22 protein-coding genes are annotated in these 19196 nt (G+C 42.6%); 5 read left to right on the forward strand and 17 right to left on the reverse strand.

Annotation, left to right across the window (positions count from 1 at the left end; all coding sequences use genetic code 11):
* Nucleotides 1–74: 74 nt before the first annotated feature.
* Both PHE37_RS06225 and PHE37_RS06230 read left to right on the forward strand, forming a co-directional pair.
* Nucleotides 75–632, forward strand: a complete 558-nt coding sequence (locus PHE37_RS06225; RefSeq protein ID WP_300008314.1) for a LemA family protein — start codon at nucleotides 75–77, stop codon at nucleotides 630–632.
* Nucleotides 632–1597, forward strand: a complete 966-nt coding sequence (locus PHE37_RS06230) for a DUF3137 domain-containing protein (RefSeq protein ID WP_300008316.1) — start codon at nucleotides 632–634, stop codon at nucleotides 1595–1597. The genes PHE37_RS06225 and PHE37_RS06230 overlap by 1 nt, the downstream gene beginning before the upstream one ends.
* Here the strand turns inward: PHE37_RS06230 and PHE37_RS06235 are convergent, their stop codons facing one another.
* Entirely contained in the window at nucleotides 1598–2173 is a 576-nt protein-coding gene (locus PHE37_RS06235) for a YigZ family protein (RefSeq protein ID WP_300008318.1), read from the reverse strand.
* Between the two features lie 161 nt (nucleotides 2174–2334).
* Here PHE37_RS06235 and PHE37_RS06240 point away from each other — a divergent pair, with 161 nt between their 5' ends.
* From PHE37_RS06240 to mutY, 3 genes are read left to right on the forward strand one after another with little or no spacing between them, the layout of a single operon-like run.
* Nucleotides 2335–2784 (forward strand): hypothetical protein, encoded by a 450-nt coding sequence (locus PHE37_RS06240; protein ID WP_300008320.1) that lies wholly within the window; start codon nucleotides 2335–2337, stop codon nucleotides 2782–2784.
* Nucleotides 2784–4868 (forward strand): hypothetical protein, encoded by a 2085-nt coding sequence (locus PHE37_RS06245; RefSeq protein ID WP_300008322.1) that lies wholly within the window; start codon nucleotides 2784–2786, stop codon nucleotides 4866–4868. The genes PHE37_RS06240 and PHE37_RS06245 overlap by 1 nt, the downstream gene beginning before the upstream one ends.
* Nucleotides 4869–4892: 24 nt before the next feature.
* Entirely contained in the window at nucleotides 4893–5840 is a 948-nt protein-coding gene (gene mutY / locus PHE37_RS06250; protein ID WP_299997354.1) for an A/G-specific adenine glycosylase, read from the forward strand.
* Between the two features lie 98 nt (nucleotides 5841–5938).
* Here the strand turns inward: mutY and PHE37_RS06255 are convergent, their stop codons facing one another.
* From PHE37_RS06255 to atpA, 16 genes are all read right to left on the reverse strand, one after another.
* Nucleotides 5939–6697 (reverse strand): ATP-binding protein, encoded by a 759-nt coding sequence (locus PHE37_RS06255; RefSeq protein WP_299997352.1) that lies wholly within the window; start codon nucleotides 6695–6697, stop codon nucleotides 5939–5941.
* Nucleotides 6687–7379 carry a 5'-methylthioadenosine/adenosylhomocysteine nucleosidase gene (locus PHE37_RS06260; RefSeq protein ID WP_299997349.1) on the reverse strand — a complete coding sequence of 231 codons (693 nt, stop codon included), beginning with the start codon at nucleotides 7377–7379 and terminating at the stop codon, nucleotides 6687–6689. Before PHE37_RS06260 ends, PHE37_RS06255 begins: the two co-directional genes overlap by 11 nt.
* A 13-nt stretch (nucleotides 7380–7392) precedes the next feature.
* The gene (locus PHE37_RS06265; RefSeq protein WP_299997347.1) at nucleotides 7393–8151 is read right to left on the reverse strand and encodes a nitrilase-related carbon-nitrogen hydrolase; all 759 of its coding nucleotides are present in this window, start codon (nucleotides 8149–8151) and stop codon (nucleotides 7393–7395) included.
* Nucleotides 8148–9083 (reverse strand): ACP S-malonyltransferase, encoded by a 936-nt coding sequence (gene fabD, locus PHE37_RS06270; protein ID WP_299997344.1) that lies wholly within the window; start codon nucleotides 9081–9083, stop codon nucleotides 8148–8150. The genes PHE37_RS06265 and fabD overlap by 4 nt, the downstream gene beginning before the upstream one ends.
* Nucleotides 9083–9877, reverse strand: a complete 795-nt coding sequence (locus PHE37_RS06275) for a Fis family transcriptional regulator (protein WP_299997341.1) — start codon at nucleotides 9875–9877, stop codon at nucleotides 9083–9085. The genes fabD and PHE37_RS06275 overlap by 1 nt, the downstream gene beginning before the upstream one ends.
* Nucleotides 9840–10361 carry a peptidylprolyl isomerase gene (locus tag PHE37_RS06280; protein ID WP_299997338.1) on the reverse strand — a complete coding sequence of 174 codons (522 nt, stop codon included), beginning with the start codon at nucleotides 10359–10361 and terminating at the stop codon, nucleotides 9840–9842. The genes PHE37_RS06275 and PHE37_RS06280 overlap by 38 nt, the downstream gene beginning before the upstream one ends.
* Before the next feature lie 83 nt (nucleotides 10362–10444).
* Nucleotides 10445–11332 (reverse strand): tetratricopeptide repeat protein, encoded by an 888-nt coding sequence (locus tag PHE37_RS06285; RefSeq protein ID WP_299997718.1) that lies wholly within the window; start codon nucleotides 11330–11332, stop codon nucleotides 10445–10447.
* A complete protein-coding gene (locus PHE37_RS06290) occupies nucleotides 11333–11890 on the reverse strand; it encodes an OmpA family protein (protein WP_299997716.1) in 558 nt (185 codons plus the stop codon).
* Nucleotides 11891–11944: 54 nt separating this feature from the next.
* Complete coding sequence (gene tolB / locus PHE37_RS06295; RefSeq protein WP_299997714.1) at nucleotides 11945–13192, reverse strand: Tol-Pal system protein TolB; 1248 nt, start codon at nucleotides 13190–13192, stop codon at nucleotides 11945–11947.
* A 4-nt stretch (nucleotides 13193–13196) separates the two neighbouring features.
* Nucleotides 13197–13946, reverse strand: coding sequence for a TonB C-terminal domain-containing protein (locus PHE37_RS06300; protein ID WP_299997711.1), 750 nt, complete (start codon nucleotides 13944–13946; stop codon nucleotides 13197–13199).
* Nucleotides 13947–13978: 32 nt separating this feature from the next.
* The gene (locus PHE37_RS06305) at nucleotides 13979–14374 is read right to left on the reverse strand and encodes a biopolymer transporter ExbD (RefSeq protein WP_366881148.1); all 396 of its coding nucleotides are present in this window, start codon (nucleotides 14372–14374) and stop codon (nucleotides 13979–13981) included.
* Nucleotides 14371–14937 carry a MotA/TolQ/ExbB proton channel family protein gene (locus PHE37_RS06310; RefSeq protein ID WP_299997708.1) on the reverse strand — a complete coding sequence of 189 codons (567 nt, stop codon included), beginning with the start codon at nucleotides 14935–14937 and terminating at the stop codon, nucleotides 14371–14373. The genes PHE37_RS06305 and PHE37_RS06310 overlap by 4 nt, the downstream gene beginning before the upstream one ends.
* A gap of 3 nt (nucleotides 14938–14940) precedes the next feature.
* Entirely contained in the window at nucleotides 14941–15333 is a 393-nt protein-coding gene (gene atpC / locus PHE37_RS06315) for an ATP synthase F1 subunit epsilon (protein WP_299997705.1), read from the reverse strand.
* A 26-nt stretch (nucleotides 15334–15359) separates the two neighbouring features.
* Entirely contained in the window at nucleotides 15360–16760 is a 1401-nt protein-coding gene (atpD, locus tag PHE37_RS06320; protein ID WP_300008324.1) for a F0F1 ATP synthase subunit beta, read from the reverse strand.
* A 14-nt stretch (nucleotides 16761–16774) separates the two neighbouring features.
* On the reverse strand, nucleotides 16775–17662 hold the full coding sequence (gene atpG, locus PHE37_RS06325) for an ATP synthase F1 subunit gamma (protein ID WP_299998088.1): 888 nt from the start codon (nucleotides 17660–17662) through the stop codon (nucleotides 16775–16777).
* Nucleotides 17663–17670: 8 nt separating this feature from the next.
* Nucleotides 17671–19188, reverse strand: coding sequence for a F0F1 ATP synthase subunit alpha (gene atpA / locus PHE37_RS06330; RefSeq protein WP_299998086.1), 1518 nt, complete (start codon nucleotides 19186–19188; stop codon nucleotides 17671–17673).
* Nucleotides 19189–19196: the final 8 nt, after the last annotated feature.

The raw sequence follows: 19196 nt of genomic DNA on the forward strand, positions 1-19196 counted from the left end.
TTTTTTCCATTATATAGACCCTATGCCCTAAAAAAAGATACAATAATCCTAATCTATGTTTCAAAAGGAATCGTATGCAGATATTTTTAATCATTCTCGGTATTCTTGCCATCATTTCGATCTTGATGTACAACTCGCTTATCGGAAAAAAGAATCAGGTCGATAATATCTTTGCAGGGGTAGATACCGTGCTAAAAAAGAGGTACGATCTTATCCCGAATCTCGTGGCCTCTGTCGAACGATACATGGAGCACGAAAAAGGGATTCTCGAAAATGTAACGGCACTTCGTGCGCAAGCCATGAAACCCAACCTCAGTGATGATCAGAAAATCGCTCTCGATACCAAACTCTCTGCTGCTCTTGGGGCAATTACCGTTGCCATAGAGAACTATCCCGAACTCAAAGCCAACGAAAATGTCATGCATCTGCAACGTTCACTCAGCGAAATCGAAGAGCAGATCTCCGCAGCACGCCGTGCCTACAACCAAGCGGTTACCGATCTCAATAACGCCATCGAAATGTTCCCGACCAACCTCATCGCCGGATGGATGAATCTCCAACGCCGGGCCGTATTTGAAATCACCATTGCAGAACGTCAAAACGTCAATGTCCATGAGCTCTTTAATCGTTAATGAAATCCATCTCTGAACTCACCGATTTTTATTACAAAGAGCTATACCCCTATCTCGAAGAGCTGGAGAAAACGCGTATTCATATCCTTTCGCAGCTCAAATGGTACGGAGGGATAGGAACCGTTTTTTTTCTGATTGTCGCACTTTGGATGGGAAAAAACTTCGGGCTGTTTCATCCGTTGATGATTGCTGTTGCCGTAGGCTTTGTTTTAATCGCTTTGATCACGTACCGCACTATGACCCAAGGCTATGCAAAAGATTTCAAAAATCACATCATTACCCCTCTTATCGGAGCGATTGATTCGCATCTGTCCTACAATCCTGATTTTATCGTCTCGCAGTACCTCTTTGAACGCTCAAATCTGTTTCAACACTCTATCGACCGTTACACCGGAAACGATTATGTCAAAGGTTCTATCGACGGTGTCCCGATCGAATTTTCGGATATCCACGCCGAATACCAAACCCGTGATTCCAAAGGACGTACACAGTGGCATACCCTCTTTCGAGGGCTTTTTCTCGTCGCGGAGTTTAACAAAAATTTCAAAAGTAAAACCGTCATACTCCCCGATCTGGCTGAAAAAACTTTCGGGAATTTAATCGGCGGATGGCTTCAATCCATCAATATATCGCGCGGAAAAGTCATACAGCTGGATGATCCGATATTTGAAAAAAAGTTTGTCGTCTACGGCGACGACCCCATCGAAGCACGCTATATCCTGAGCCACTCGATGATGATGCGCATCGTTGAGTTCCAGAAAAAAATCTCCTATCCGCTTTTTATCTCATTTGTCCAAAATCATATCCATATCGCTATCGGAACCGGAAAAAATCTGTTTGAACCGACCGTTTTTAAATCGCTTTTGGATTATAAGCAGGCGATGGAATATCTCCATACATTGCGCAATACAATCGGAATTGTTGAAGAACTAAAGCTCAATGAAAAACTGTGGAGCAAAGAGTAGCTATATTTTTTGTACCGTTCTACCGAGCGCCGTATAAAACCGTTCTAAATTTTCCGCTGTCCCTTCGATCGTAAAAACCGCCCCTTTTTCACCGAACTCTTTCGTTGAAATCCGAATATGCTGCTGTAAACATTCATACTCGACCATAGAGACATGTGAATAGTCACACTCGATTTTTTGGTTAAAAAGTTTCTCATACGGGCGTAAATCCGCTTGTGCATAAGCAGCGTTTGCCGCTTCGGCATACGCCCGGACCAGCCCTCCCGGCCCCAACTTTGTCCCGCCGAAGTAGCGGACCGTAATGATCGCCGCATTGATCAGATCATGTCCCTGCAATACCGCTAGCGTCGGTTTGCCGGATGTCCCTTTTGGCTCTCCGTCATCACTAGAGTATTCGACGATTTGATCAAACTCATTGAGGCTGCGATACGCACTGACAAAATGGACCGCTTTAGGGTGAAGTTCCCTCAATCGTTTCATCTCCTCATCATAGAGTGATATCGGCATCAAAAAAGCGATAAATTTAGACCCTTTGATCTCGATAATATCGCTAAAAACTCCCTCTACGGTCTCCATCTGTCCTCTTTATAACGCTTCATTCTCTTTAATTTGCAATTGTATCGTGTTCAGTGATCACATTTTCATCACCTATAAGTAATGATGATATGATATAGTTGCGCTACAACTGCCACTAGGAATGAAAAACTTTGTGTAAAAAAATTTTTTGGATACTTTTTTTGAACGGCTTTTTTCTGTATGCAAACGAACCGCAGGATCGGCCGAAACTGCCGCTAAGCCAGAGTCTTCCTTACCTTCAAACGATTGAGCATGATGCTCTTATTCTCGGTGAAGGACCGACAAAAGTCTATGTTTTCATCGATCCCTATTGCCCGAATTCCAGAAACTTTCTCTCGTTGATCGACGAAAACAGTAAAATGCGTTCAAAATATACCTACTATTTTTTTCTCTACGAACTCAAGCGCTTTAACTCTGCGGAGATGATCGCAAAAATATACAGTTCTTCCAATCCTCTGGATGCCCTAAAGCGGGTAATGATTCAAGATCAAAACCTAAGTGACACTATAAACCCTTCAGTTTCAGGTAAAATTGCTCAAATTTCAAATGTCGCCCAAACACTCGACATTTACAAACGCCCCTATATCATCATGGTCAAAAGAGAGAAATAATGTACTACGATACCCCGAATATGACCCGCTATGTACGGTTTATCAAACGTTATCGTCCTTACATTTTGGCTCTCTATACACTCCTAGGCATTATCGCCCTCATTTTTTTCAAACCGATATTTATCTCTTCCGACAGCCTATTATGGTTAGAAGAGTCCAAAGAGTATCAAAAGACACTCTCTCACGAACTCAGTGCGGGATATGTCAGTCGACTGGATATTGATATCAGCACCTTCGATGAGAAAACCAAGTTGGAGCTCGAACATTTACATACCCGTCTGAATGAAATTCCTTCAGTTACACGGGTCGATTCGTTATTCAGTACCTACTATATCCACAATAACACGGACGGAGAAGATTCATCGCTTGTAGAAGCGCTCAATATCACCGATCTTAATGTGACCGAACTCAAACACTTGATCCGTGTTTTCCACACCCCATATGCCCAATACGTTGATCCAAGCTTTAAAGCATTTCATTTTTATATCTATTCATCTTCCCCTATTTCCATAAACACCATTGCGATCCCTTTCCATCATACGTTTTTTACGACGGAAGATACTCCGATGAAGTGGACATCACTACTAAGCTACACGCTGCTTACCCTTGCTATCCTCATCATCATCTTTCGTCTCATTTTCAAAAACTACGTTTCTATTTTTACTTCCCTGGCAGTGGTACTGTTTACGTTGATCGGTACCTTTACCCTGATATGGCTTCTGACCGGAATCTCTAAAGTCTACATCGCACTCACCCTCATGGTTTCAGGAATAGCCCTTGTAGACAGTCTCTATTTTTATTATCGATGGCATGTTTCCCACTACAAAGCTGACAGTGAACGTTCGCTTCTCAAAGCAATCAATCGCAATATTACCCCTGCCCTTTGGACTTCCATTATTACGTTACTGGGATTGGGCTCGCTTCTCTGGGTAGATTCGGCTATTATCCGACTCTTATGTCTCAGTATCATCTTTGCATCCGTTATCTCTTATCTTCTGAATATCACGCTTCTTCCCGCTTTATTAAGCTATTTCAGCGTCCTTCATCCCAAAGTCGAATTTGGTCGCTACGGCTATCTGTTTGCCAAAAACGAAGTCCATTACAATCGCAACTATCTTCTCCTCTTTTTAGGAGCAACGACTATCGTGGCAGCGTTGGGCGCTTACTTCATGATAACGAATCCGGAACGCCTTTTTGCCCAAAGCGTCAATGACCATACGATCATCGCCAAAGTCCCCTATAAGCAGATTGATTTAAAAACCGTCACTGCGCTTAAACAATTCGAACAAGATCTCAAACAATCCAACAAAGGAGTCGGAGAAGTCACCTCTGTTGCTACCGTTCTTTCATTACTGAATCTTGCCAATACCGGAACAACCACATGCGATGAACAAAATCTCATGCAGGCACTTTTCTTTCTCGAACTCTATGATTTGGAACAAAACTATTTTGAAAACGGGGCATTGACGATCACGATCCATCTTGACCATGCTGATAAGATTGCCGTTATGCAATGGCTCCAATCGTATAAGAAGCTCCCTATTTATTTTGCCGATTATGACAGTCTTATCACCAATGCCAAGATTGACAATGTCATGCTTTTAGGAATCTCCTTATTAAGCGTTCTCGTGATTATCGGCCTTATCATGGGTCGAATCTTCCGAAAATACAACTTGATCTGGGTAGGATTTATCGCCAATGCAATTCCGATTGTATGGTTTGGGCTCTTTATCGAACTAATGCACATACCGCTCAGCCTCGAAGTGCTTATAGCAATGACATTAAGCGTCGGTCTCTCCTCGGATGCCACTGTCCATTTTGCTTTCAAATATTTCCGAAGCCGCTATTTCGGCCGTACACAACGCCACTCTCTGGAAGTGATGTTCTTTTATGCGGGGATTCCTGTCGTAATCGGGTCTTTGATGCTTGCGGCTATCTTTACTTTTTTGGCCTTTACTCCGATACACTCGCTTCAGCTTATCGGCGGGTTCGGCGCTGTCTTAGTCCTCCTCTCACTCCTAACCGATCTTTTTATCCTTCCTGTCTTGCTGTTAGCGATCGATCCGTTCAGAAGTGAGCACTAAGTCCTCCTTCTGTACAATTGCTGCATGAATACTTCTCCCCATGCCACCCTTTTACAATGGTACGCAGACCATGGTCGCCATGACCTTCCATGGCGTACAAATCCGGATCCCTATGCAATCTACGTTAGTGAGATAATGCTTCAGCAAACCCAAGTCAAAACGGTACTGGAACGATTTTATTTCCCTTTTTTGGAACGCTTTCCGACATTAACCGCTCTGGCAGAAGCAGATCTGGATGATGTCCTGAAAATGTGGGAAGGGCTGGGATACTACACCCGTGCACGTAATCTCTATGCTGCCGCACGCCAATGCAACGGACAACTCCCGGACAATGCACTAGACCTCCTTAACCTGCCCGGCATAGGGCAAAGCACCGCACACGCCATTGCCGCTTTTGCCTACCGTGAACCTCTCCCGATTATGGATGCCAATGTCAAAAGGATACTTCACCGTTATTACGCATTGACGGAGCGTAACGACAAAAAGCTATGGGACTATGCCTACACTCTTTTTGACTCGGCACATCCGTTCGAATACAATCAAGCGATGATGGACATCGGCGCCACAATCTGTTTGCCCAAAAAACCGCTCTGTCCCCTCTGTCCGCTGGAAAAAAGCTGCCTGGGGAAAACTTCTCCCCTCGCCTATCCCGCTTCCAAAGCAAAAAAAATAAAACCTGTTCGATTCCGAAATATCATTGTGTATCAAAAAGAAAATCGCTATGCTCTTATCCAGCGAAGAACACGGTTTTTATCCGGATTATGGAGCTTTTATGAAAGTGAAGATAAGCCTGATATCCACATGAAATATTTAGGGGAAATTATACAAAACTACAGCCACTTCACATTAGAGGCTCATGTATATCTGTGTACTGAAAGCGTTCTGCCGGAGGGGTATGAGTGGTTTAGTGTGGAAGAGATCGCACAGCTGTCACTGAGCCGTGCGGATCATAAAGTGGTGAGTTTGTTATAGAACTCTCCCGCACTCGATGCGGGTAGCTTTAGGGGGCTGTAGGGACTTTAGTCCCTGCCACTTTTATGGGCTTTGCTCATAAAAGTGTATAACATTTGTTACATGTTGAAGCGTGTCGGGTCAAAAAACGTATCATCGCTGATATGACCGAAGGCCGAGTTGATCGAAACAAAGAGATCCGGATATTTTTGTTCCATCTCAAACAGCATCGTTTTCATAGAAGCACGCGCATGAGGCATTTTTACATCGAAACGCATCGATGGACAGGCCTCATCACCAATCGTCGGCATATCATTTTCCAATGCACACGCAGCAAGCTGACGCTCTCGAAGCTGTATGAGCGGGCGGATAACAATGAGCCCGTTCCCGGCCCTATATTTAGGTGCAAGAGCACGCATATGACCGTTATAGATAAAATTCATAAAGAAACTTTCTGCCGCATCATCGAGGTGATGGCCCAACGCTACCTTATTGCATCCGTACTCAATCGCCGCACTGTAGAGTGCACCGCGCCGCATACGGGAAAAAAAGCTGCAAAACGATGAGTTTTGGCGAATCTTTTCTCCCGCGATTTCATAGGTATTGGTCTCGTAAATTCGGTGAGGGATACCGAATTCTTCACAATGAGCACTCAATCGAGTTAAATCCTCACCCATCCCGTACGTTACCGTTACCGCAATAATCTCAAAGGAAAACGGGGCACGCCTCTGCTGTTCCATCATGGCATGGATCATCGTAAGCGAATCTTTGCCTCCGCTCAATCCGACAAGGATTTTATCCCCCTCTTCAATGAGACCGAATGTAGCATTGGTACGTCCGATTTGACGCATGATTTTTTTACTGAGTTTAATCGCCAATGCGTTTTACCATCTCTAAAATAAATTTTGCACTGACCTGTGCCGAACTTTGCAAGAACGTATCAAAATCAACGCCCGCTTCGCCGTCAGCACTGTCACTGATAGCCCGCAGCACAAAAAACGGGATCCCGAAGTTGTGGCATACACAGGCTACGCTTGCCCCTTCCATTTCCAAGGCATCCGCATTAAACGTTTTTTCGATCCATGCTTTTCGCTCTGCTGACGCAACGAATTGATCGCCTGTTGCAATAATTCCCTCATAAAGGTCAATACTCATATCGACTGCAATCTCTGCCGCAAGCGACCGTAAATCGCTGTCTGTTTCGATCATTACCGACCCTTCAGGGATAAATCCGTACGGGTGGCCGAATGCAGTGATATCGACATCATGCTGGCATAGTGCACTTGCCATAATCAAATCACCGATTTTGAGTTCTTTGCTGATCCCTCCGGCGACACCGCTGAATAACAACACCTGCGCACCGAAACGCTCAATCATCACAGAAGCGGTAATCGCTGAAAAAACTTTACCGATTTTTGAATACGCAATGACCAATTCATGAACACCATAGGTACAGGTATAAAATACATTACCGGCATACTCAAACGTTTTATACGATTCAAACTTCTCTAAAATCGGGTCAATCTCTTCGCGCATTGCCCCCATAATTGCTATTTTCACTGATTCCCTTTGATCAAAAATTTTTCGCTAAATAGCGTCCCACTTTTTGGAGGCTGTTATTCAACTCAATCGAAGTCCATGAGGATTCAAAAAGGGGTAATACTGTCTCAACAGCTCCCATTGGAGAGACGACACGGCTCCCTCCCCAGAACCCCAAACCGTCTTCGAATCCGACACGGTTTACAAATACGACGTAATTATGACTGAGTAAAGCGGTAGTTTTTAAAAGTGCATCCCATTGAGACTGAATCTCGAGTTCCTCATCGTTAAACCCGCGCGCGGGTGAGGCAGCCAAAACATACACAATCTGTGCTTCAGATGCCGCGATAGCAGCGATCGTCTCTGCACGCCACACATCTTCACACACCACCATGATCGCTTCACCATAAGGAGTCATGAATGATGTTATCTCATCTCCTGCCGTAAAATAGCGTCCTTCTTCAAACATTCCGTACGTTGGCAAATGGTTTTTACGGTGAATATGGATCACATGTCCCTTGGAAAAATAAAGCGCACAGTTATACACCTTACCTTCATCCCAAAGCGCCGCACCAATGACAATGTCACACTCATTGCTGGCAAGCGACAATTCATTAAGTTCTTCTATTTTCCACGCGTCTTCATACAGCTTGTCTTGGAGCAGATACCCGCTCAATGCGAGTTCAGGGAAGATGACAACATCCGCATCTTTATGCTCATGTACCAATCTCAGCACATCGTGCAAATTGGATCGGTTCAGTTTGGGAGCGGATTGTATCAGGGCAATCTTCATGAGAGTGCTTCACAAACCTTTGCCAGAGAGTCCATATCGGAGATACCATAAGTTTCAATGTCTGGGGCATTACGTTTGTTTAAGCCTTTGAGAACCGCACCGTTTCCAAACTCGATCATAAGATCGATTTCACCTGCGATTGCTTCAATCGATTGTTTGTATTTCACCGGCTGAATCAGTTGTATTTTCAATAATTTCAACGCATCATCTTTATTCATATACTTTTCAGTCGTGACATTGGATACGATAGGAGCACTAAACGTGTTTGAAACCATTTGTTCCATCGCAATGCCGAGCGGTTCCATCGCACTTGAAAGCAATGGGCAATGGCTTGCGATCGACATATTCAAAAGCAATGCCCGTTTTGCACCCGCTTCTTTGAAAACACTCTCCATAGCTTGTAAATCTTCTTTAATCCCGGCTACGACTAATTGACCGTTTTGGTTGAAGTTTGCCGGCCAGACACGTTTACCTTCACCATTGGCTTTTGTACATAGTTCTTCGACAACGGCATCGTCCAATCCCAAAATGGCCATCATTCCGGCATTAATACTCTCACACGCTTCGCTCATCAGTTTTCCGCGCTTGTGCACCAATTCGACCGCATCTACATAGTCGATGGCACCACTTGCACATAATGCACTGAACTCCCCTAAAGAGTGCCCTAAAAACATAGTTGCAGTTGTAGGATGCGCTTCTTGAAACAATTTATACGCAATCATCGAAATCAATAAAATGGCAGGTTGAGTATATTCAGTTTGATCTAATTGTTCATTCGGTTCAAATAAAAGTTTGGTAAAATCAACGCCGATTCGTTCACCCGCTTTTTCAAACATTTCGCGTGCAAGCGCGCTGTTTTCATAAAACGATTTTCCCATCCCAACACTTTGAGACCCTTGACCGGGAAAAATCATAGCGATTTTTTTTGACATTAATTCTCCTTCGTTTCTAGTTGATATTCGGCATGATCCGAAATTTTTTTACGCAATGTATTTCGGTTTAATCCCAATCGTTCCGATAGCTGTAATTGCGATTTAAACCGTTTAATTCCCGCACGGATAAGCGGAACTTCATACAGATGTAAAAACTGCCGGTAATCGTTATTGCTGCCGAGTTTATCAATGAGATAATGTTCCATGATACCCATCAAATCATTCTCATTAATACTGTCGAAGAGATAGTGCAAATACACTTGCCGTCGAAGTGAAATAGCATTTTCACTCAAATCAGGGATAAAGCCGCTTAAATCAAATGGGTCAGATTTCCCGAGTGTCTGACGCGCTTCTTTGACAAAAGCATCAATCAAAACTTCGACATCTTCAATTCTCTCACTTAAAGGCGGTAAAGCGAGCCGTATTGTAAAAATCTCATCCAATTGGTCTTGGGAATATCGAAAACCACCGGTTGCGATGACACGGGTGCGTGTTTTTTGGATCGTTTCGATTAAGCGTTTAAGATTTGCAACATTATCAAGATGATGAATGATGACGTCACTGTGTGATTCCAATGCATCCAAAAGCTCATCAAAATGTCCTGCATCAATAATAGGTGCATGAGGAAGGATATAGCGGGCAAGAGTTAGCTTACCCGTCCCGCGTTCTCCGAAAATAATGGCATTTACTCCGAGACCTTTGAGTAAATTTGCCGTTTTAAACGCTTCAATCGAAGCGTTCGATGCGGTTAAAAAATTAGTGACATCCACAGCCGTGATTACCGCCGCTTCCACAACATCCGCTATCATCCACTTTATTTTCTGCAGGGATACCTGTCATTGCTTCTTCAGCAGACGCATCACGTACATTAGAGATAGTTACGGTAAACATCAAATCTTTTCCTGCAAGAGGATGATTAAAATCGATAATAACGGCATCGTCTTTAATCTCTTTAACCATAACTTGTACAGTTCCGCCGTCTTCGCCTTGGCCGTAAAGTGTCATACCTACGTTCAAATCGATCCCTGCGAATTGCTCGCGTGGAAGTTCTTGTTGAGCTTCTTCATTGTAGTCACCGTATGCATCTGCCGCTTTTACGAGAACATCACCTTTATCACCCATATTCATGTGTGCGATTCCCGCTTCAAGGCCAGGGATAATTTGTCCTTTTCCAAACATAAACGTCAATGGATGTCCACCTACGTTACTATCAACTACAGTTCCGCCGTCACGTACTTCGTATTCAATCGATACGATTTGATTATTTTCAATTGCCATTTTAATGCCTTAACTTTAGATTGTGCGATTTTAGCACATTTACCTCTAACGAGGCTGAAAACGGTCATTTAGAGAAACGACTATTATTTTAATTTAGATAAACGCTCTTGTGCCTCTTTGGCAGCTCCGCTGCCGCCGTATTTAGACACGGTTGCCTGATAAAATGCTTTTGCCGTTGCGCTATCCCCGGTTTTTTCCATTGAAATACCCGAATGGAGTAAAAGAGTCGGCATGAAAAGTGCCTTTTCATTTCGTGATGCACTGTCTTTATAGTACGATATCGCCTCTTTGTACGATTGTCGCTCAAAGAGAGTCTCACCGACCATAAAGAGTGATTCAGAAGTTTTATACTTTTTTTGAACTAATTTCTCGAAATACGTTTGCGCTTCTGCATATTTTTTTTGCGAAAAAAGTTTGTTTGCCTGCTGTTCTATCGAGGAATTATCCATTTTTTCAGAAACGGTTGCCGCCTGGACTGAACTTTTAGGGAGATTCACTTTGAGCTGTTTAATTAAAGCTGCAAACTGATCTTTTGTGACATAATCCGCATTGATTCCGTCAACAACATGGGAGAGTTCTTCAAGCAGCGTTTTAAATTGAGCAATGTTCTCAGTATTGGCTTCAACTTGTTTTCCCAGTTGATCAAGCGTCGAAGAAATATTACTGTCCGTACTGTACTTCTCATTCAACCGCTGAAGCGCCAATGTATTTTCATTGCTTTTTTGACTTAACCCTTCCAGTATTCCCTGCATCCCGTCAAGCCGTTCCGTAACTGTTTCTACTTTAGAGCTTTGCGCATTGTTTTTTTGGATAACAGACTGAAGTTCTTTTTTATTTTCGAGAATCAGTTTCTCTTCATGAGTAAGACCGTAAGGGTTGGGAGCGTTTAGATCCCCTGCTCCGAAAACCGAAGGTTCCGCAGCCGAGGCAATGACTGAAAGAGAGAGTAAATAAATTACTAAAAGACGCATTTACGGAAGTTTAAAGTCTACACGACGATTTTTAGCCCAGCACTCTTGGGTTTTTTCCAAACAAACCGGATTTCCTTCACCGTAACTAATCATAGTAATAGAATCAGCGTTCATGCCAGCGTTAACTAATTCTGATTTAACAGCATTGGCACGTTTAAGACCAAGTGCATAGTTGTACTCGTCACTACCGAATTCGTCACAGTTTCCTTCAAGTTTAACCGCTTTACCTTTTACCAAAAGAGCGTCTTTTGCCATTGAAGCTTGCATGTCTTCACGAATATTGAATTTATCAAAGTCGAAAAGAATACTTGTTAATTGACCATCCGACCCGTTCGTTGCGTTCGCACCTGCAGCACTTGCGTCGTTTGCATTAGCATTCGTAATCGGAGCGATCACAGCACCGCTATCCGTTCCAGTTGTTCCATTTGCATTAGCATTTGTCCCGACTGACGTTCCGTTTCCATTTGCAGTAGCATCAATTGCAGGTTCTTTAGAACTACATCCGCTTAAAACCAACATTGCAACCGTTGCACTTAAAAAAGCAACATTTTTTATCATGACATCTCCTCTACGATATAAATATTTTGCTATGATACCGAAATATAATTAACACTACCAATCAATTGACTGGATTCGTCCTAATTTCAATGGGAATGCAAAGCTTTTATTCACTCCAAAACGAATTACTCCTACTGAACTTCTCGAACCTTCTTGTTTGATATAGAGAATCGCTTCACCATCAGGCGAGAAACGTGGAAAATCATTCTCTCCGCTAGCCGTCAACCGTTTTACGGCACCTGAATTAAGCGACAACAGATGCAGATTGAAACTATTCCCATTATACGTCCCGCTGCTTTCACGTGCTTTATAAACGAGAAGGTTTTTATACGAACTGAGTGATGAATTGTTTTTACCGTCATACACCAATGGTGTTACGGCTGAACTATTCGGCCGGGTAGAATAAATATTCGGATATCCTATACGATTTGATACGAATGCTATCGAGCCATCCCCCATAAATTGTCCATTAACATCAATCCCTGAATAATTGGTAATTCTAGTCTTGCTTTGAGTATTCAGATCGTAGAGATAAATATCCGGCTGACCTTCAGGTGCCAATGTCAATAATAAACGTTTACCGTCTTCGCTTACATCTGAACATACCGCCATTCCATCGGAACTGATCAATTTTTCTTTATGGCCGTTCGAAAGATTCATTTTATAAATTGTCGGTTTAAAGTCCAAAAGTGATGTATAGTATAAATCAGTTTGCTCACGATTTGCCCATTTAGCAAACCCATACAGACCTCCGCTTAGTATAACCCGCTGATAGGAAAGCGTATAATCGGCTGCGACAATATCAGATCGTTTCGGCCCGCTTTGACGAATAAAAAGTACCTTCCGCTTAATCCAATCGATCGGAGACCCGCCAAGCTTACCATTGATATCGTACGCTATCGAATGAGAAAGAAATACCAACATCTCACTTTGCTTTAAAATATAACTTTTTACAAATACATCGGCACCGTTTCGGAGTAATTTGATATCCGCTCGTACCCCTCCTGCACCATCATCAAGAAGACGGTAACGTAATAAAAACTGCGCATTTTTATGATTTAAAGCGGGTACAAGCGAATCAAATGGTGCGGTTGCATAGCTTTCATCAACTGTAAACAAGGAAACCACATTCATATCCGCAGCCAACATTTTGGCAAATTTTTGGCTCATGTCATTACTGAGAGGGCTTGAATCTTCAATGGCTAGCGGGACAGACCCTTCAACCCCTTTAACCACTTCAATAGTGGCATCCGATCCCCATAAAAATTGTATTAAAATTAAAAAAATACCAATAAATTTCAAAAAACTACTCCTTAGCGGTTAATATAAATTCCAACACCGTATCTTTGCCCTCAGGATGATCCGGAAAACGTATCACACTCAAGCGATCTCTCAACCAATCAACTTCACTATTAAATGAGGTGTTAGCAGAATAACTCAAGACTCGATAACTGATCAATTTCCCTGATCCGCTAATATTCATACGCACTCTGGCAACTGCTCCCGCACTTCCGGCAGGCGGATGAAAGTTGGTATAAACCAGCGCCTGAATCTTAGCATGGTATTCGTTAACAATCGGTCCGCTTGATCCACCTTGAACAACCATTTTTACAGATGGTTTTGCAAGTTCAACTTTATTCACTTTGTCAGTAAAGTTTGGCGTATCTTTGTGAGTTAAAAGCTCTTTCTCCAATTTATTCAGCTGTTCGTTTTGTTTATTGTCTTCAAGAGGTTTTTTAATGGTTTTTTGAGGCTTCACTTGTGCAAAAAGATCCGAAATCTCAGGAACCTTTTCAGGTTGAACAGCCGGTTTTTCCGGTTCAGCAGCTGATTCTGATTTTTCTACTTCTACTTTTGGAGAGGGTTCAGTATGTTCTGTACTTTTTGTATTATTTACAGCAAGTGAAACAGAAATGAACTCACTTTTTGTCATCGCAAACTGTTCGACTTTCGGAGAAAAAATAAAATTGTACCCTGCTAAAAAAAGAAGAAATGCAAAAAGGGTTATAGAGATAAGCCCGCTTAGAAAAAAATAACGTTCATGATTAAAACCCATTTGACAGCACCTGTGGTTGCTCTAAAATACATTTAACCATTAGTAGCTAATGATACATCTCGAAATCCGGCTTGTTTGACTGCACCCAAAATTGACATCACTTTTCCATAGTCCAGAGATTGATCTGCACTGATAAGCACAGTCGCTTTGTGATCAAGTGTCTGAGCAAAGAGAGCAAAGTTATCTGCGAAAGTATCTAGTTTAAACGGCTCTTTATTTACCGTGACTTCACCATCTTTACTGATCGTAATATTTACAGGAGGAATTTTAGTCAGTTCATGTTGAGCTGAACCCTTAGGAAGGCGAATCAGCTCTTCATACACGATATTTGGAGAAATGACCATCAAAATTGCAAGGAGAACCAACATTACATCGACAAGCGGAGTAATGTTGAGTTCCGGTTTTTCATCCCAATCAAACATAGTCATTTCTCTTTGGAAAGGAGCGCATCACCTTGCATACGAATAAGACCCGAAAGCTCATAGGCTCTGCGTTTCAATATTTGATGATAGGTATAAGCGAAAATAGCAACAAATATCCCCGATGCGGTAGCTACCAAAGCATCCGATACCCCTGAAGCTATGATACTCATTGTCCCATTTGTTCCACCGATGTGCTTGAAAGTATCCAAAATAGATACTACAGTACCAAAAAGTCCAATAAACGGTGTCGTAGATGCTACTACAGAAAGAAACATCAGCCCTTTGGTTGCTTCTTTGGTTGCCGCATAGGAAGCCATATCAAATAATGAAGAAGAAAAATGCGAAGATGATGCAACGAAATGTTTTAAATAGGCATAATCAGGGATCTTTTGCGAACCTAATAACAGTGATTCAAGCGATTTATTTTCGGTGCTGATCCACTGGTTAAGAGAAAAAAAGCGGTAAAAAAAGATCCAATTAACGGAGATAAAATAAAGAGAAAGCACCAGTAACACAAAGAGTGTTACCGAGTTACTTTTATCGTAAAAAGATGCAAATGTCTGAAACATCGTTTAGACTAAGTTGTGTGCCGCAGATTCGATACGTGCTGAAACGGTGGCAAACATAACGTTTGAATCGGTAATGCTGTTGATAAGTGATTTCGCCTCATCAAGAGCTTTAGCGATATCCCCTTCACTCTCACCACGAATTGCAACTGCACCGTCAACCAATACAACCACTTTATTATCAGTGATTTGGACGACACCCCAGTTTACAACAATCGATTCAGTTTTACCGTTCTCTTTTTGAATGTCAACTACTCCGGCTTGGAGCAATGTAGTCAAAGAGACGTGTTCAGGGAGAACACCAAATTCTCCCTCTTCACCCGGAAGGGTGACGCTTTTAGCAGGACCGTTGAAAATCGACCCGCTTGGCGTTAGCACTTCTAATTGGAGTGTTTCCATAGTGTTTCCTTTAAGGCGAGAAGCAATTACTTGCTTTTCATTTTAGCAGCTTTCTCAATCGCCTCATTCATATCACCGACCATGTAGAAGGCACCTTCTGGCATATGGTCGTAATCACCTTCAAGAATTCCTTTGAACCCTTTGATGGTGTTTTCAAGAGAAACGTATTTTCCCGGAGAACCGGTAAATACTTCTGCAACGAAGAACGGTTGAGAAAGGAATTTCTCAATTTTACGTGCACGTTCAACAACAGATTTGTCATCTTCAGAAAGCTCATCCATACCGAGAATCGCAATGATATCTTGCAAATCTTTGTATTTTTGAAGTGTTTTTTGGACACCGCGTGCTACATTATAATGCTCTTCACCGATGATTTGCGGATCAAGCAAGCGTGATGTTGAATCCAATGGATCAACCGCAGGATAGATCCCTTTTTCAGCGATTTTACGGTTAAGAACCGTTGTCGCATCCAAGTGGGCAAAAACCGAAGCAGGAGCCGGGTCAGTCAAGTCATCCGCAGGTACGTATACCGCTTGAACCGAAGTGATCGAACCTTTTTTGGTTGATGTAATACGGTCTTGGAGAGCACCCATCTCACGAGCCAATGTCGGTTGGTAACCAACGGCTGACGGGATACGTCCTAGAAGTGCTGACATTTCAGATCCTGATTGTGCGAAACGGAAGATGTTATCGATAAACATCAATACGTCAAGCCCTTTCTCATCACGGAAATATTCCGCCATGGTAAGACCTGTAAGAGCGATACGGTTACGTGCTCCCGGTGGTTCAGACATTTGACCATAGCACAGTGCTACTTTGTCCAAAACGCTTGATTCTTTCATCTCATGGTAAAGGTCATTTCCTTCACGAGTACGCTCACCGACACCGGCGAAAACAGAAAGACCGTCATGTCCGTGTGCAACGTTGTGAATAAGTTCCATGATAATAACGGTTTTACCGACACCGGCACCACCGAATAAACCGACTTTACCACCTTTTGCATATGGAGCCAAAAGGTCAACAACTTTGATACCGGTTTCAAACATCTCTGTTTTTGTACTTTGATCAACAAGAGGTGGAGGATCACGGTGGATAGACCATGTATCACAATCAGTCACTTGATCGCCGCCATCGATAGTTTCACCGATAACATTGAAGATACGTCCGAGAACTTTTTCACCAACCGGAACTTTAATCGGAGCGCCTGTAGCTGTCGCGTTCATACCGCGAACAAGCCCTTCAGACATATCCATAGCGATCGTACGTACACGACCGTTTCCAAGGTGAGATGCTACTTCAAGAACAAGACGAGTCGTATTCCCTTCTACACTTACATTTACTTCGATTGCTTCATTGATTGTCGGAAGGTAACCTTCGAAATCAACGTCAACAACCGGACCAATTACTTGAGCAATTTTACCAATCATTCTTTCCTCCATAATTATTTCATCGACTCGACGCCGCTGATAATCTCGATAAGTTCGGTTGTAATCGATTCTTGTCGCGCTTTGTTAAACTTGACTTTCAACGAGTTAACCATCTCTTTCGCATTGTTAGTTGCCGCATCCATTGCTTGCATACGCGCACTGTGCTCTGCTGCCAATGAATCAATTAACGCATAATACATATTGTACTCAGCGTATTTAGTAACCAATGAATCGAGCATTTTCTCTTCATCTTGTGCTTCGAGTTCAAGCATAGTCTCATTTGATTTTTCACAATCATAATCGTCTACATTGACCGGAAGAACTCGGTTCACATGCAACTCTTGGGTAATAACGTTTTTATATCCGTTGTATACAAGATACACGGCATCGATTTTACCCTCTTTGAAATCTTCAATCGATCGTGTCATAAATTCGCTAGAACGTTGCATATCCGGAGCAGAACTGAGATTTTTGACTTCATCAAGCATTTCTACTTGGTTATAGCTAAAAAACTCAATCCCTTTTTTCCCGATACCGCGAAGGCGGATTTTGACATTTTTATTTTTGTATCCGGTCATAAGACGTTTAACCGCTTTGATGGTTTGCATGTTGAAACCACCGCATAGACCTTTGTCGGCAGTTACAAAAATAATATCAATTGTTTCAGGAGCATCATTTTCAATAAAACAGCGATTTTCAATCCCGCCGATTTTATTGCATTTGATACGACCTGCGATTTCAGCTATCACTTGATTCGTTTTTTGTGCAAACAGACGTGAGCGCTTTGCAAGCTCTTCCGCACGGCGAAGTTTTGCCGTAGAGACAAGCTTCATTGCACGTGTAGTTTTTTGCGTATTGGAAACGCTCTTAATCTGTCGTTGAATCTCTTTCAAGTTAGCCATAAAGATCCTTATTCAGCAACGAAAGTAGATTTAAACTCTTCGAGTGCTTTTTTCATCGTTGCCATCGTTTCATCATCAATTTTAGATGTTTTAGCAATGCTTTCGAAAATTTGAGGATAAGATGCTTCTACGAACGGATAAAGATCCGCTTCAAATCTAACAACGTTAGAAGCAGACATATCATCGAGGAAACCTTCGTTACCTGCGAAAATAATCAATGATTGTTTCTCAGCTGAAAGTGGAGAATACGGAGGTTGTTTCAACACTTCCACCATACGTTGTCCACGCTCAAGTTGTTTACGGCTTACTTCGTCCAAATCAGAAGCAAACTGTGCAAACGCTTGTAGTTCACGGTATTGAGCAAGGTCAAGACGCAATGTTCCGGCAACTTGTTTCGTTGCTTTGATTTGCGCAGCACCACCGACACGTGATACAGAAAGACCTACGTTGATCGCAGGACGGATACCTGAGTTGAACAAATCAGTTTCTAAGAAAATTTGACCGTCAGTGATCGAAATAACGTTAGTCGGGATATACGCCGCAACGTCACCCGCTTGAGTTTCGATAATTGGAAGAGCAGTCAAAGAGCCAGCACCCAATTCATCATTCAATTTAGCTGCACGCTCTAATAAACGGGAGTGTAGATAAAAAACGTCACCCGGATATGCTTCACGGCCCGGAGGGCGGCGTAGGATCAATGACATTTCACGGTATGCTACCGCATGTTTTGAGAGGTCATCATAAATGATCAAACCATGTTGTGCATTGTCACGGAAATATTCACCCATTGTTACACCCGTGTACGGTGCAAGGAATTGAAGTGCTGCCGCTTCAGAAGCCGGTGAGGAAACGATGATTGTATAATCCATTGCACCAGCTTCTTCAAGACGACGAACAACTTGAGCAACGGTTGATTCTTTTTGTCCGATAGCAACATAAACACAAAGAACGCCATTACCTTTTTGGTTGATGATAGTGTCTAGAGCAACCGTGGTTTTACCTGTTTGACGGTCACCGATGATCAACTCACGTTGTCCGCGTCCGATCGGAACAAGTGCGTCAATCGCTTTAATACCGGTTGCCATTGGTTCATGAACCGATTTACGGGCCATAATACCAGGAGCTTTCTCTTCTACGAAACGCATTTCTGTAGTTTCAATTGGTCCTTTTCCGTCGATCGGCTCACCAAGAGCATTCACAACACGACCGAGAAGAGCTTTACCTACAGGAACGCGTAAAAGACGACCAAGACGTTTTACGCTCATCCCTTCACGAAGTTCTTTCCCTTTACCGAGAATAACAACACCGACGCTGCTCTCTTCAAGGTTCATTACAAGACCGCGTGTGCCGTCTTCAAATTCAACCATTTCTCCGGCCATAACGTTGTTCAAGCCATAAACTTGAGCGATTCCGTCTCCGTATGAGATGATTTTACCGGTTTCATTAATGTCTACATTAAGTTCGAAATTCTCAATTCGTTCTTTAATGATTGAACTGATTTCGTCTGCTTGTACTTTTGCTACCACTATTTCTC

Origin of the sequence: Sulfuricurvum sp. (assembly GCF_028681615.1) — a bacterium.
Lineage (GTDB): Bacteria > Campylobacterota > Campylobacteria > Campylobacterales > Sulfurimonadaceae > Sulfuricurvum.